The 13,441-nt window shown below is 69.1% G+C and carries 16 protein-coding genes; 4 read left to right on the forward strand and 12 right to left on the reverse strand.

Annotation, left to right across the window (positions count from 1 at the left end):
* The coding region (locus tag IBX53_RS11180) for a sigma-70 family RNA polymerase sigma factor (RefSeq protein ID WP_290909188.1) at positions 1-1,330 on the reverse strand (1,330 nt) is incomplete at its 3' end.
* A gap of 25 nt (positions 1,331-1,355) precedes the next feature.
* Here IBX53_RS11180 and IBX53_RS11185 point away from each other — a divergent pair.
* Complete coding sequence (locus IBX53_RS11185) at positions 1,356-1,559, forward strand: hypothetical protein (protein WP_290909190.1); 204 nt, start codon at positions 1,356-1,358, stop codon at positions 1,557-1,559.
* 22 nt (positions 1,560-1,581) lie between these two features.
* Here IBX53_RS11185 and dnaG read toward each other — a convergent pair whose 3' ends face one another.
* Both dnaG and rpsU read right to left on the reverse strand, forming a co-directional pair.
* Positions 1,582-3,438 (reverse strand): DNA primase, encoded by a 1,857-nt coding sequence (dnaG, locus tag IBX53_RS11190; RefSeq protein ID WP_290909192.1) that lies wholly within the window; start codon positions 3,436-3,438, stop codon positions 1,582-1,584.
* 160 nt (positions 3,439-3,598) lie between these two features.
* Positions 3,599-3,814 carry a 30S ribosomal protein S21 gene (gene rpsU / locus IBX53_RS11195; protein ID WP_017430978.1) on the reverse strand — a complete coding sequence of 72 codons (216 nt, stop codon included), beginning with the start codon at positions 3,812-3,814 and terminating at the stop codon, positions 3,599-3,601.
* Positions 3,815-4,075: 261 nt separating this feature from the next.
* On the opposite strand from rpsU, the gene tsaD reads away from it, so the two are divergent.
* The gene (gene tsaD / locus IBX53_RS11200; protein ID WP_290909195.1) at positions 4,076-5,119 is read left to right on the forward strand and encodes a tRNA (adenosine(37)-N6)-threonylcarbamoyltransferase complex transferase subunit TsaD; all 1,044 of its coding nucleotides are present in this window, start codon (positions 4,076-4,078) and stop codon (positions 5,117-5,119) included.
* Positions 5,120-5,340: 221 nt separating this feature from the next.
* Here the strand turns inward: tsaD and plsY are convergent, their stop codons facing one another.
* Positions 5,341-5,949 carry a glycerol-3-phosphate 1-O-acyltransferase PlsY gene (plsY, locus tag IBX53_RS11205; protein ID WP_290909197.1) on the reverse strand — a complete coding sequence of 203 codons (609 nt, stop codon included), beginning with the start codon at positions 5,947-5,949 and terminating at the stop codon, positions 5,341-5,343.
* 167 nt (positions 5,950-6,116) lie between these two features.
* Between plsY and folB the strand changes: the two genes are divergently transcribed.
* Positions 6,117-6,482, forward strand: a complete 366-nt coding sequence (folB, locus tag IBX53_RS11210; RefSeq protein ID WP_290909200.1) for a dihydroneopterin aldolase — start codon at positions 6,117-6,119, stop codon at positions 6,480-6,482.
* Entirely contained in the window at positions 6,482-7,000 is a 519-nt protein-coding gene (gene folK, locus IBX53_RS11215) for a 2-amino-4-hydroxy-6-hydroxymethyldihydropteridine diphosphokinase (protein WP_290909202.1), read from the forward strand. Before folB ends, folK begins: the two co-directional genes overlap by 1 nt.
* Positions 7,001-7,021: 21 nt before the next feature.
* Here the strand turns inward: folK and IBX53_RS11220 are convergent, their stop codons facing one another.
* The 8 genes from IBX53_RS11220 to IBX53_RS11255 form a co-directional block, all read right to left on the reverse strand.
* Entirely contained in the window at positions 7,022-8,176 is a 1,155-nt protein-coding gene (locus IBX53_RS11220) for a polynucleotide adenylyltransferase (protein ID WP_290909204.1), read from the reverse strand.
* 1 nt (position 8,177) lies between these two features.
* On the reverse strand, positions 8,178-8,498 hold the full coding sequence (glpE, locus tag IBX53_RS11225) for a thiosulfate sulfurtransferase GlpE (RefSeq protein WP_290909206.1): 321 nt from the start codon (positions 8,496-8,498) through the stop codon (positions 8,178-8,180).
* A gap of 43 nt (positions 8,499-8,541) precedes the next feature.
* Entirely contained in the window at positions 8,542-9,360 is an 819-nt protein-coding gene (locus tag IBX53_RS11230; protein ID WP_290909208.1) for a symmetrical bis(5'-nucleosyl)-tetraphosphatase, read from the reverse strand.
* 36 nt (positions 9,361-9,396) lie between these two features.
* On the reverse strand, positions 9,397-9,786 hold the full coding sequence (apaG, locus tag IBX53_RS11235) for a Co2+/Mg2+ efflux protein ApaG (RefSeq protein WP_290909218.1): 390 nt from the start codon (positions 9,784-9,786) through the stop codon (positions 9,397-9,399).
* A gap of 5 nt (positions 9,787-9,791) precedes the next feature.
* A complete protein-coding gene (rsmA, locus tag IBX53_RS11240; protein ID WP_290909210.1) occupies positions 9,792-10,622 on the reverse strand; it encodes a 16S rRNA (adenine(1518)-N(6)/adenine(1519)-N(6))-dimethyltransferase RsmA in 831 nt (276 codons plus the stop codon).
* A gap of 29 nt (positions 10,623-10,651) precedes the next feature.
* Positions 10,652-11,698: a 4-hydroxythreonine-4-phosphate dehydrogenase PdxA gene (pdxA, locus tag IBX53_RS11245; RefSeq protein ID WP_290909212.1), complete on the reverse strand. Its 1,047-nt coding sequence runs from the start codon at positions 11,696-11,698 to the stop codon at positions 10,652-10,654.
* A complete protein-coding gene (locus IBX53_RS11250; RefSeq protein ID WP_290909214.1) occupies positions 11,698-12,372 on the reverse strand; it encodes a SurA N-terminal domain-containing protein in 675 nt (224 codons plus the stop codon). The genes pdxA and IBX53_RS11250 overlap by 1 nt, the downstream gene beginning before the upstream one ends.
* Before the next feature lie 41 nt (positions 12,373-12,413).
* Positions 12,414-13,441, reverse strand: a 1,028-nt coding sequence (locus IBX53_RS11255; protein WP_290909216.1) for an LPS assembly protein LptD, incomplete at its 5' end; no start/stop codon positions are given.

Here is a 13,441-nt window from a genome sequence, read left to right on the forward strand (position 1 = left end):
GGTCGGCGATGGAGCGGGTGATCGCCTGACGGATCCACCAGGTGGCGTAGGTGGAAAACTTGTAGCCGCGGCGATATTCGAACTTGTCCACTGCCTTCATCAGGCCGATGTTGCCCTCCTGGATCAGGTCCAGGAACTGCAGGCCACGGTTGGTGTACTTCTTGGCGATGGAGATCACCAGGCGCAGGTTGGCCTCGACCATCTCCTTCTTGGCGCGGCGTGCCTTGGCCTCGCCGATGGAGAGGCGGCGGTTGACCTCCTTGATCTCCTGCACCGGCAGGCGAACCATCGCCTCCTCGAAGGCGATCTTGCGCTGGGCACGCTGGATGTCCGTGCGCAACGGTGCCAGACGATCGGCGTACTTCGGGAACTCCTTGCCAAAGGCGTCGAGCCACTCGGGGTCGGCCTCGCTGCCCGGAAAGGCCTTGATGAAGGTCTTGCGGGGAATCCGCGCCTTCTTGACGCACAGCTGCATCACCGCCTTCTCCTGGGCGCGCACCTGCTCGACGCTGATGCGCACCTGGTTCACCAGGCGCTCGAAGTGCTTGGGCACCAGCTTGATCGGCGAGAACAGCTCGGCCAGACGCGCCAGCTCCTCCTGAGCCACCCTGGCATGACGGCCATGAGACTCGATGGCGGCCTGAACCACGGCGTTCTGCTCACGAATCTGCTCGAAGCGGGCGCGAGCCTCCTCGGGGTCCGGGCCACCGGTGGTCTCCTCCTCGGCCTCGCCATCCTCGTCGTCGTCATCGCTCTCGTCGTGGGGCTCCTCCTCGGGAACCTCCGCCTCGGCCACGCCGGGAATGCCTTCGTCGGGGTCGATGAAGCCGGAGAAGAGATCGGAGAGACGACCAGGAGCCTCCTCGTCCTGGGTGGTGTCGTAGGCATCGAGGATCGATTCGACCGCACCGGGCAGATAGGCCAGCGCGGACATCACCTCGCGGGTCCCCTCCTCGATGCGCTTGGCGATCTCGATCTCACCCTCGCGGGTCAGCAGCTCCACGGTCCCCATCTCGCGCATGTACATGCGCACCGGGTCGGTGGTTCGGCCCACGTCGCTCTCCACCGCCGCCAGCGCCGCCACGGCCTCTTCGGCGGCGGACTCGTCGGTGGAGTGATCCGACATCATCAGGGTATCTTCATCGGGAGCTTCCTCGACGACGCTGATACCCATGTCGTTGATCATGCCGATGATGTCTTCCACCTGATCGGGGTCGGCGATATCCTCGGGTAGATGGTCGTTGACCTCGGCATAGGTCAGGTAGCCCTGTTCCTTGCCGCGCGCGATCAACTCCTTCAGACGTGACTGCTGCTGCGCATTTCCAGCCATAGAAACCCTATCTCGACGAAGAAGAATGAAGCACCTGAAGCGCTCGGTGGAGAAAACTCGTAAAGCCGAGCAGTATAGCGCCAGAACGCCACTTTCTGCCAGTTTGCTCTATTTGCGCGGTCAATCAGGTGTGTTAGGTTGTCAGGTTGCGCCTTTTTCGGGCGATCTTTCCTATGTGGTGATGGTAGGAGAAAAATCAACCCCCGCGCCAACCGAAATGATGTTGTAAATAATGATAGTTGACCTTGCGGTCAGCCATGCAGTTCAGTGAGCAGGGCCATGAGCCGCTGCTTATCTTCCCGTGACAATCGTTCGCCGCCCCGCTCCCTGGCCAGCAACGCATCGATCTCCTCCTGGGGAGAGCGCCGCTGCCGGGAGCGGCGGAAGTGCGCGACCAGCCCCTCCAGTTCGGCGCCGCGCGCGCCCCTCGGAATCAGCAGCTCGCGGCGGGCTAGCGCTGCCAGGCGCTCGCCCTCGGCGCTGCCATGGAAGTGGGCCAGCAGCACCTGGGCGCTGCGGTAGCGCCCCGCTCTCAGCAGGCGGATCACCTCTCGACACAGGCGCCCGTCGGGATCATCCTCCGGACACCAGTCATCCTCCTCGGGCAGCTGGCCCACCAGCGCCGGCTCATGGACCAGCAACTGCAGGGCGCGGGCCGCCAGGCTCAGCGCGCCTCCGGAACGCGCCGCAGGCGCCGCGCGCGCTCCCAGTGGCGGGGCCGTCTGGAGCATGTCAGCGGACTGCCCCCCCCCGTCGCTGCTGACCATGTCCCGGCCGGGCGCGGATTCGACAGCGTCCGACCGGGCCCGCGCCAGCAGAGCGCTGAAGTCTGCCGCCTCGACGCCAGCGCGTCGCGAGAGCTCACCGAGCATCAGCGACTTCAGCACACCCTCCGGCAGCCGACCCAGCGCCGCCAGCACCTGGCTGGCGTAGCGCTCGCGATCCTCGATGCGCGCCAGATCGCGCCCCGCGGCCGCCTGGTCGAAGAGAAACTCCGACAGGGGATTGGCGCAGGTGATGCGGTCCTGAAAGGCCTCGGCCCCCTCGCGACGCACCAGGGTGTCGGGGTCCTCCCCCTCGGGCAGGAACAGGAAGCGCACCTGGCGACCATCGATCATCAGCGGCAGCACCGTCTCCAGCGCCCGGGCCGCCGCCTGGCGCCCGGCACGATCACCGTCGAAGCAGAACACCACCTCGCTCACCACGCGGAACAGCCGTGTCAGATGCTCCTCGCTGGTAGAGGTGCCCAGGGTGGCCACCGCATTGCGGATGCCGAACTGGGCCAGGGCCACCACGTCCGTGTAGCCCTCGACGATCACTACCCTCTCCAGGCGATGATCCGCCTGGCGGGCTTCAAAGAGGCCGTAGAGCTCGCGCCCCTTGTGGAACACCGGGGTCTCGGGCGAGTTGAGGTACTTCGGCTTGGCATCGCCCAGCACCCGTCCGCCGAAGGCGATGGTGCGCCCCTTGACGTCGCGAATCGGAAAGATCACCCGGTCGCGAAAGCGATCGTAGGTACGCCCGCTCTCCTCGCGGTGCACCAGCAGGCCATATTCCACCTGCACCGCCTCGCCGATGCCCCGCTCGGTGAGATGGCGCTTGAGCGCCTCCCAGTCATCCGGGGCATAGCCGATGCCGAAGGTCTGCTGCACCTCCGGGGCGAGGCCGCGACGCTCCAGATACTCCCGGGCACCCTGCCCCTCGGGCATCTTCAGCCGCTCGCGAAAGAAGCTGGCGGCCAGTTCGAGGAGATTGACCCCCTCCCTGCGCTTGCGTTCCCGGGCCTGGGCCCGGGGGTCATCGGCGCCCTCGCGCGGCACCTCCAGACCCAGCCGACCGGCCAACTGCTCCACCGCCTCGGGAAAACGCAGCTTGTCGTACTCCATCAGGAAACCCAGGGCGTTGCCGTGGGCGCCGCAGCCGAAGCAGTGGTAGAACTGCTTGTCGGCGCTGACGGTGAACGAGGGCGTCTTCTCCTGATGGAAGGGGCACAGCCCGGAGTAGTTGCGACCGGCCTTCTTCAGCTTGACCCGTTCGCCAACCACCTCGACCACGTCGACGCGGGCCAGCAGGTCATCGAGGAAGCGCTGGGGAATCTGTCCTGCCATGAAATCGGATCACCTCGACGAGCCGCGATGCGATCGCTTCAGGATGTCGGCACCCGCTGGGTACCGCCACCCCGGAAAAAACAAGCGGCCACCGGATGGCGGCCGCTTGGCATCCTCCTGAGACGGCCGGGCCCGGAGCCCCGACTATCTCCAGCACGGATCAATAGAGCCGTTCGAAGCGCTTGCGCTCACGCTGAAGCTTCTTAGCGTGACGCTTGACGGCAGCCGCCGCCTTGCGCTTGCGCTCTGCGGTGGGCTTCTCGTAGGACTCGCGACGACGTACTTCGGAGAGAACACCGGCTTTTTCGCAGGAACGCTTGAAGCGACGCAGGGCGACGTCAAACGGCTCGTTATCACGTACTTTGACAGAAGGCATTAAGCACTCACCTACCTTAGGTAACTAGAGTTCGGTTAGTACGCACACCCCTGTGGGTGGCAGCTTTCGCGACGGAAAAGACACCCGGAACGCAGGGTAGCGAGCCGGAAGGCAGAAACGGTCGCGGGAGATCACCACCTGGGTGCACGACCCAGTATTGCAGCGCACAGTAGTCTAGTCGTGCCCCTCTTCCTTTGCAAATGCTTTCCCCCCCCGAACCGCGTAGAATGCCGGCCTGTTCCGCACAACCGAGCCGACACCATGCGCGTACTGGGCATCGAGACCTCCTGCGACGAGACCGGCGTCGCCCTCTTCGACACCGAGCGCGGCCTCGTGGCCGACGCCCTTCACAGCCAGATCGCCATGCACGCCGAATACGGCGGGGTAGTGCCGGAGCTAGCGTCCCGGGACCACACCCGTCGCCTGCTGCCGCTGATCCAGCAGGTGCTCGACGAGGCCGGGCTTGGCCGGGGCGAGCTCGACGCCATCGCCTACACGGCGGGCCCCGGCCTGGTGGGCGCCCTGATGGTGGGCGCCGCCACCGCCCATGGCATGGCCCGCGCCCTGGACATTCCGGTGCTCGGCGTCCATCACATGGAGGGCCACCTGCTGGCCCCCATGCTGGAGGAGGAGCGCCCCGACTTTCCCTTCGTGGCCCTGCTGGTCTCCGGCGGCCACACCCAGCTGGTCGAGGTGCGCGGCCTGGGGCGCTACACCCTGCTCGGCGAATCCGTGGACGACGCCGCCGGCGAGGCCTTCGACAAGGCCGCCAAGATGCTCGGACTGGACTACCCGGGTGGCCCACTGGTGGCGAAGCTCGCCGAGAGCGGTGATCCGGCGCGCTTGCGCTTTCCGCGGCCGATGACCGACCGCCCCGGGCTCGACTTCAGCTTCTCGGGCCTCAAGACCCATACCCTGACCGCCATCCGAGCCCTGGAGGCCCAGGGGGCCCTGGACGATCAGGCCCGCGCCGATGTGGCCCGCGCCTTCGAGGAAGCGGTGGTGGACACCCTGGTGATCAAGTGCCGCCGCGCCCTCGACCAGACCGGCCTCAAGCGCCTGGTGGTGGCCGGTGGCGTCAGCGCCAACGTGCGTCTGCGAGAGCGCCTGGAGCACGAGTGCGAGAAACGCAGCGCACGGGCCTACTACCCCCGCGGACGCTTCTGCACCGACAACGGCGCGATGATCGCCTATGTAGGGGCGCAACGCCTGCTGGCCGGCGAGAGCGACGAGATCGGCGTAATGAAGGCGGTGCCGCGCTGGCCGATGGATACCCTGGAAGCCCCCTCCTCAGCCTCTGCCTGACGGCCGGGTAACGAGACTCGCGATCCCGGGGGCGAAACCCTGCCACTTCGCTTGCCGCTTGCACGTCTGGGCACAACATAATCCCTCACGGGTGCCCCTCACTCGACATCCCTGTCGATTGACGTGCGCGGCGGCGCTCGTTGCCAGCGCCCCCGGGTAGATATCGCTTCGCTTCATTACCCGGCCTTTCATCCCTGGCATTGCCCGCAAGCGTCGCAGAACTACAGCCCCGGTTCGTCGCCGCGGCCCAGGCGCTGGATATTGAGCACGTGGCGCACCAGCACCAGCAGCGTGAAGGCGATCACCACGACCACATAGTCAGGCGCCAGCCACAGGCTGGCCAGGGGGGCGGCGGCAGCGCTGGCCAGCGACGCCACGGCGGCGGTGCGCACCCGCCAGGCGAGCAGCGCCCAGAGCAGGGCACACACCAGCGCCACCCCGGGGGTCAGCACCAGCATCACCCCGAAGGCGCTGGCCACCGCCTTGCCGCCTCGAAAGTGGTGCCAGGCCGGGTAGCTGTGACCCAGCAGCACCGCCAGGCCCACCAGGCCCTGAGCCCAGGGCGGCAGCCCCAGCAGGATCGCCAGCATAAGCACCGGCATGCCCTTGGCGGCATCCACCAGCAGGGTAGCCAGCGCCAGGCGGCGCCCGTGGAGGCGCAGCACGTTGGAGAACCCCGGATTGAAGGAGCCGGCCAGTCGCGGGTCACCGACGCCGGCCAGCCGGCAGACAAACAGGGCCCCCAGCCAACTGCCGCTGACATAGCCCAGCGCCACCAGCGGCGGCAGCAGGGCCCAGAGCGGCAGCGACAGGATGTGTGGCGCTTCCATGGCCGGCCTCTCGGGAAGGAACAGGCCCCATTCTGCCAGGCACACCGAGGCAGGCCCAGCGCCCGCGGTGTTCGCCGGACGGTGGCTCGCGTACAATCCAGCCACGCCTGCCGCAGGCGGTTCGACGACTGCGGCGCCCACCCTCTGACTGTGGAAGTACCCTCACCATGGATCTCGTGCTGATAGAGTCGCTCGGCGTCGACACCGTCATCGGGGTCTACGACTGGGAGCGCACCATCACCCAGCGCCTGGTGCTCGACCTGGCACTGGCAACGGATATCCGCCCGGCAGCAAGCGCGGACGACATCACCCTGACGCTGGACTATGCCGGCATCAGCGAGCGCGTCAAGGTCTTCGCCGCCGCGCACGACTTCGCCCTGGTGGAGACCTTCGCCGAGCGGCTCGCCGACACCCTGCGCGAGGAGTTCAGCATTTCCTGGCTGCGGCTGACCGTGCGCAAACCCGGCGCGGTTCCCGCGGCGGCGACCGTCGGCGTGCAGATCGAGCGCGGCGCCCGCGCGGGAGCGGCGTGATGGCCCTGGTCACGGTGAGCATCGGCAGCAATATCGAGCGTGATCGCCACGTGTGCGCCTGCCTGGATGCCCTGGCGGAGACCTTCGGAGAGATCCGGATCTCGCGAGTGTTCGAGAGCGAGCCGGTGGGGTTCGAGGATGGGCGCAACTTCTACAATCTGGTGGCGGCCTTCGACAGCGACTGGCCGGTGGGTGAGCTGCAGGCCTGGTGCAAGGGGCTGGAGTTCGCCAACGGGCGACGCAAGGACAGCCCCAAGTTCAGCCCGCGCACCCTGGACATCGACCTGCTGACCGTGGGCGACCTCACCGGCGAGCACGACGGCGTCTTGCTTCCCCGCGACGAGATCCATCATCACGCCTTCGTGCTCCAGCCCCTGGCCGAACTGCTGCCCGATGCCCGCCACCCCGAGAGCGGCGAGACCTATGCAGCGCTTTGGGCCGACTTCGACTCCGGTGGCCAGCGCCTGTGGGCGGTGGACTTCACCTGGGCCGGGCGGCTCATCTCCCGGGCCGACTGATCCCGGGCCGACTGACCCGACTCAGGACGCCGGCGGCGCCAGCGCCGCCTCGATGACCTCGCAACGTCGCCGGGCCAGCTCCTCCCCCAGTTGGCGCCCCTGGAACCCCTCCTCCACCAGCGTCTTCGGCAGCACCTGGGCGGCCAGCCGCCAGGCCAGCGCCAGGTCGTCGGCCAGGGCCGGCGCCTCCAGGCTCACCAGGCTCATCAGCGGGGCCACCCGCTCGCTGCGACGCCAGGCGTCGATGCCGTCCAGCCAGGCCAGTATCCTCTGGCCCGACAGCGCCTCCTCTTGCGCCTCTCGGCACAGCTCCCCGGTCAGCGCCGCCTGGCGAGCCAGGGCGGCATGGGCCCTGGGCAGCCGCAGCCGCTCGGCCAGGGCGCTTCGCGACGATTCGTCCAGGTGCTCCACCAGCCGCGCCCAGCGCCAGCGCGTCAGCGCCTCGCCGTCGAGCTCCTGCGGCAGGCAGTGCAGTCGGCCCAGGGCCTCGTCCAGCGCCTCGGGGTCCCCGGCCAGCTCCGGCATCAGCACCGCCAGGGCGCCGCAGGCCTCCAGCGCCTGGAAGTAGACCTCCGGCCAGGGCTCGGCGAGCGCCTTCTCGGTCTCGGTCCAGACCCTCTCGGCCACCAGGTGACTGATCTCGCCGCTGGCCACCAGCTCCCGCATCAGCGCCCGGGTCTCCTCGGCGATGGTGAAGCCGAGGCCGGCATAGCGGGCCAGGAAGCGCGCCGCGCGCAGCACCCGTAGCGGGTCCTCGACGAAGGCCGGCGAGACATGGCGCAGCACCCGCGCCTCCAGGTCGTCCAGGCCGCCGTAGGGGTCTATCAGCTCCCCCTCGGGGCTCTCGGCCATGGCGTTGAGGGTCAGGTCGCGGCGGGCCAGGTCCTCCTCCAGGGTCACCTCGGGACTGGCGTGCACCACGAAGCCGGTGTAGCCGTGGCCGGCCTTGCGCTCGGTGCGCGCCAGGGCGTACTCCTCGTGGGTCTCGGGGTGCAGGAAGACAGGGAAGTCGCGCCCCACGGGCCGGAAGCCGCGACGGCGCATCTCCTCCGGCGTGGTCCCCACCACCACCCAGTCGTGGTCATAGACCGGCCAGCCCAGCCGCGCATCGCGCACCGCCCCGCCCACGCAGAAGACCTCGAGGCCCTCCACGGCGGGGTCTCGCGGCGTGCTCACCTCAGACCTCCACGCGGCCGGGGTGGCGAAGCTGCCACTCGGTGAAGCCGCCGTCAAGGCTGTAGACCTCGGCCAGCCCCTGGCCGGCCAGCCAGGCGGCGGCCTGCTGACTGGAGTGGCCGTGATAGCAGACCACCACCACCGGCCGCTCGGCCGGGGTCTCGTCGAGGAAGGCGCCGACGCTGTCGTTGTCCAGACGCCGGCTGGCAGGAATGCGGCCCTGGGCGTAGCTCATGGGGTCGCGGATATCGACGAGCGCCAGCTCGCGGCCCTCGTCGAGCCAGGCCTGCAGGGTCGGGATGTCGAGATGCTGGAAGCTCATGGTGGCCTCTCGTGGTCAGGGCTTGGGGAGGATGTCGCCGGCGTCAGCGCCGCTGGCTGGGCACGCTGACGCGCTCGCCGCTCTCGAGAGCCAGGGCGGTGAGCGCACCGCCCCACACGCAGCCGGTGTCCAGAGCCTGGGCGTTGACGCGACTGTGCGGGGTCGTTCCCTGCAGGGCCGCCCAGTGGCCGAACAGCAGCCGGGCGTCGTCGCCGCGGGGGTACTGGAACCAGGGAGCGAAGCCCGGCGGGGCGCTGTCGAGCCCCTCCTTGGCGGCGAAGTCGAGCCTTCCGGCGGCATCGATGAAGCGCATCCGGGTGAAGACGTTGACGATGACCCGCAGCCGGTCGACGCCGTCGAGGTCGTCTCGCCAAAGCGCGGGCGCATTGCCGTACATGCGCTCGAGGAAGGCGCCGGCCTGCTCGCCGCCGAGCACGGCCTGGACCTCGCCGGCGAGGCCGGCGGCCTGGTCCAGCGGCCAGCGGGGCAGCAGGCCGGCGTGGGTCATCAGGGTGTCCTGCCCGAGGGTGTCGCGCACCAGCAGTGGCCGCGACTGCAGCCAGTCCAGCAGCGCCTCGCGGTCCGGTGCGGCGAGGATGGCGCCCAGGGTGTCCTTGCGGTTGAGAACCGCCCCACCCCGGGCCACCGCCAGCAGGTGCAGGTCATGGTTACCGAGCACCGTCACCGCGGCGTCACCCAGCGCCTTGACCTCACGCAGGCACTCCAGCGACCCCGGGCCGCGATTGACCAGGTCACCGGCCAGCCACAGTCGGTCTCGGCGGGGATCGAAATCCAGGGTCTCGAGAAGCTCGACGAACTCGGCATGGCAGCCCTGGAGGTCGCCGATGGCATAGGTGGTCATGGGCTCTCCCTGTTTCTGGTTCAGACGCGGCGGATGTCAGTGTACCTGGTTGGGGCCGGCCAGGCGGAAGGGGGCGATGGCCACCTCGAAGGGGCGCTGGCTGGCGGTGTCCACGCAGGTATAGTCGCCTTCCATCACCCCCACCGGGCCATCGAGGATCGCCCGGCTGGTGTAGCGGAACTGCTGCCCTGGCCCGATCATCGGCTGCTGGCCCACCACCCCCTTGCCGCGCACCTCCTGCACCTTGCCGCTGCCCTGGGTGATCTTCCAGTGGCGGGCCATCAGCTGGATGCTGTGGCGCGAGGCGTTGTGCACCGTCACGGTGTAGCTGAACACGTAGCGACCCTCGACCGGCGCGGACTCCTCCTCGCGGAATTCGGGTTCGACCTCGACCCTGACCTGGCCCTGCAGGGCCTCCGGCAGCATGGGGCTCATTGTGGCATCTCCTCGGCACCCTCGACGGCGCTGGCGGCCAGGTAGTTGGCGATGCGCACGAACTCCTCCACCGTGAGGGTCTGGGGGCGGCGGGCGGAGTCGATGCCCAGCGCCTCGAGCGCTTCCGCCGCGATGCGCCCCTTGAGGTTGTTGCGCAGGGTCTTGCGGCGCTGGCCGAAGGCCTCGCGCACCAGGGTGAAGAGCAGCGCCTCGTCGGTGGCCGGGTGCGGCAGCGCGGCGTGGGGCGTCAGGCGCACGATGGCAGAATCCACCTTGGGCTGTGGCACGAAGGCCTCGGGCGGCACCACGAACAGCGACTCCACCCGGCAGCGGTACTGGGCCATCACCGAGAGCCGCCCCCAATCGGGGCCGCCCGGTTCGGCGGCCAGGCGCTCCACCACCTCCTTCTGCAGCATGAAGTGCATGTCGGCGATGGCATCGCCCGCCTGGAGCAGGTGGGCGATCAGCGGGGTGGAGATGTTGTAGGGCAGGTTGCCCACCACCCGCAGCCGCTCGCCCTCGCCGCGCAGGGCGCGGAAGTCGAACTTGAGGGCGTCGCCCTCGTGGATCACGAAACCGGGGTAGTTGAAGAACTGCACCCGCAGCCCGGGGATGAGGTCCCGGTCGAGCTCGATCACCTCGAGATGCCCGTCAGCGGCCTCCAGCAGCGGCTCGGTGAGGGCGCCCTGGCCGGGACCGATCTCCACCAGGCGCTCGCCGGGGCGCGGCCCGATGGCGCGCACGATGCGCGAGATGATGCCGCGGTCACGCAGGAAGTTCTGGCCGAAGCGCTTGCGAGCCCGGTGAGCCGGGGGTCGAGATGACATTCAGGGGTGTCCTTGTATCACTGGAGTCTTCAAGAAAGGGGGCGCTGCGCCATCTCGGCGGCCAGGGCCACGGCCACGCGCAGGCTGCCGGGGTCGGCGCGCCCCGTGCCGGCGAGATCCAGGGCGGTGCCGTGGTCCACCGAGGTGCGCACGAAGGGCAACCCCAGGCTGATATTGGCCGCGCTGCCGAAGCCCGCGTACTTGAGCACCGGCAGGCCCTGGTCATGATACATGGCCAGCACCGCGTCGACCCCCTGGAGGTGACGCGGCGTGAACAGGGTATCGGCGGGCAGCGGACCGTCCAGGTGCAGCCCCTCGGCGCGCAGTGCCGCCAGGGCCGGCTCGATCACCTCGAGCTCCTCGCGGCCCAGGTGCCCGCCCTCCCCGGCGTGGGGATTGAGCCCGCACACCGCGATGCGCGGCGCGGCCAGGCCATACCAGCGCTTGAGGTCGGCCGCCAGGATGCGCAGCACCCGCGACAGGCGCTCGGCGGTGATGGCATCGGCCACCTCGCGCAGCGGCAGATGGGTGGTGGCCAGCGCCACCCGCAGCGCCGGCGAGCCCCGCCAGCCGGGACGGGAGGCGTGAAGGGCGCAATCGGTGGCGAGCATCATCACCACCTCCGCAACGCCGCAGGCATCGCGCAGGTACTCGGTGTGCCCGGTGAAGCCGGCGTAGCCGGCATCGAGGATCACCCCCTTGTGCAGCGGCGCGGTGACCATCCCCGCGGCGTGGCCGGCGCGACAGGCGGCGATCGCCACGTCCAGGGTCTCGAGGACGTAAGCGGCGTTGCCCGCGTCCAGCGCCCCGGGGGTGGTCGGTGCCCGCAGGGCCACCGGCCACACCGCCAGGCGCCCGGGAGCGGCCTCGGGCACCGCCTGGCCGGGGGCGAGCTCGATCAGCTCGAGCTCGATGCCAAGCCCGGCGGCGCGCTCGGCCAGCAGCCCCGGGTCCCCCACCGCCACCACCCGGGTCGCCGGCAGTGGCTGGGCCGCCAGCATCACGGCCAGTTCAGGGCCGATGCCGGCCGGCTCACCGGTAGTCAGCGCCAGCAACGGGAGCTCTGCCACCGCCATCAGCGGCCTTCGAGCCGGTTGTCGACGAAGGCCTGGGAGCGGATCTCCTGCAGCCAGACCTCCAGCTCCTCGTTGGCGCGGCGCTGGAACAGCGCCTGCTGGGCCTGCTGGCGGCTGGCACCCTCCTGCTCCATGAAGCGCTCCACCTCCCGCTCGGAGAGGTTCACCCGACTTCCCACACGGTTCTGCTGCAACTGACGCAGCACCAGCTCGCGGCGGATCTCCTCGCGCACGCTGGCCAGCGCCAGGCCGTCGGCCTCCAGGGCGTCGGCGAACTGCTCCAGGCTCATGCCGTTGCTCTCGGCGATGGCCCGCACCTGGCGGTTGAGCTCGGTGTCATCGATGGCGAGCCCGGCCTCCCGGGCCATCTGCAACTGGATCTCCTCCAGGATCATCTGCTCGAGGAGCTGCTCGCGCAGCACCCGCTCCGGGGGCAGGTCGATCTGCTGGGCAGTGAGCTGGCTGCGGGTCTGGATCACCCGCTCCTCCAGCTCGCTGGCCATGATGGCATCCTGGTTGACCACCGCCACGATGCGATCCAGCGCCTGTCGCTGAACGGACTGGAACTGCTGGGCCTGGACGCTGAATGGCACGGCGGCGAGGCCCAGTGCCAGGGTCAGTCCCGCGACCATCAGGTGGGTGCGCCGGCGGCTGACTGTCTGCTTCAATTTCATCTTTCCTCTCTGGAAGTTGGCAACGGCGGGAAGGCGCCCGCTCAGAAGGCGGTGGAGCGATAGCCCGGGATGGCCTCCTCGAAATAGCTGTCGGCCTCGCGGCCCACGCCGCCGAGCCCCTTGAACACGAAGCGCAGGAAGATTCCGCGATCGGTGAAGTCGTCCTCTACCCGGGCCGTGTCGTTATCGTCGATCCACTCCCGCCAGACCAGCTGCAGACCATAGCAGCAGTCGTTCCACTGCACACCCGCCAGCTGCTCCAGGGAGCGGTCGTTGGTGTTGTCGTAGAGGAAGCGACCGATCAGGTCGACGCGGCGGTTGGCCTTCCAGGCGAACGACAGGTCGACCTCCTCGCGGTTGAAGTCGCGGAACTCGTCCGTGGTGTTATCCGTGGTATTCGGATCGAAGCCTTGGAGCTCCCAGCGGTAGCCGAGGTTCAATGCGTGGCCCGCCGGGGAGCGATACTGCAGGTCGAGGGAGGTGCGCTCGGTCTGCTCGAAGTTGTCGTCGTAGAGCCACTGCCAGCGGGTGCGCCAGCGGTCGGTGATCTGCCAGTCGGCCCGTGCCACCAGCGGGGAGCGGTCCCGGGTGGCCCGATATCTATCGGCAAAATTGTCGGGCAACGTATTCGGGTCGCCGGCGATATCTATGGAGCGATCCTCGAAGTAGTAGGCCTGGCCCACCCCCACGGCGAGGCGCTGGCGGCCGCGGGCATCCTCCAGCAGCCGCGAATCGACCCCCAGGGAGAGGCGGTTGAGGTCGCCGACCCGGTCGCTGCCCGAGAAGCGGTGGGGCGACCAGAGCTGGCCCCAGGAGAAGGCGCGCTCGCTGGTATCGAAGTCGGGGAAGTCGCTCTGGTCCCGGGCCGGCACATAGGCGTAGTTGGCACGGGGCTCCAGGGTCTGGCGGTAGCCGCGCCCCCCCAGCTCCAGCTCGCGCTCGAACACCAGGCCGCCATCGAGGGAGGCCACCGGCACCTCGCGGGTCAGGGAGGTGTCGCGGTCGGTCTCGCGTTCGCCGTAGTCGAGCTCGTAGGCGGTGGCCAGCCACTCCAGGCGCGGCTCCAGGT

Source organism: Halomonas sp. (genome assembly GCF_014859505.1).
In the GTDB taxonomy this organism is placed as follows: Bacteria; Pseudomonadota; Gammaproteobacteria; order Pseudomonadales; family Halomonadaceae; genus Halomonas.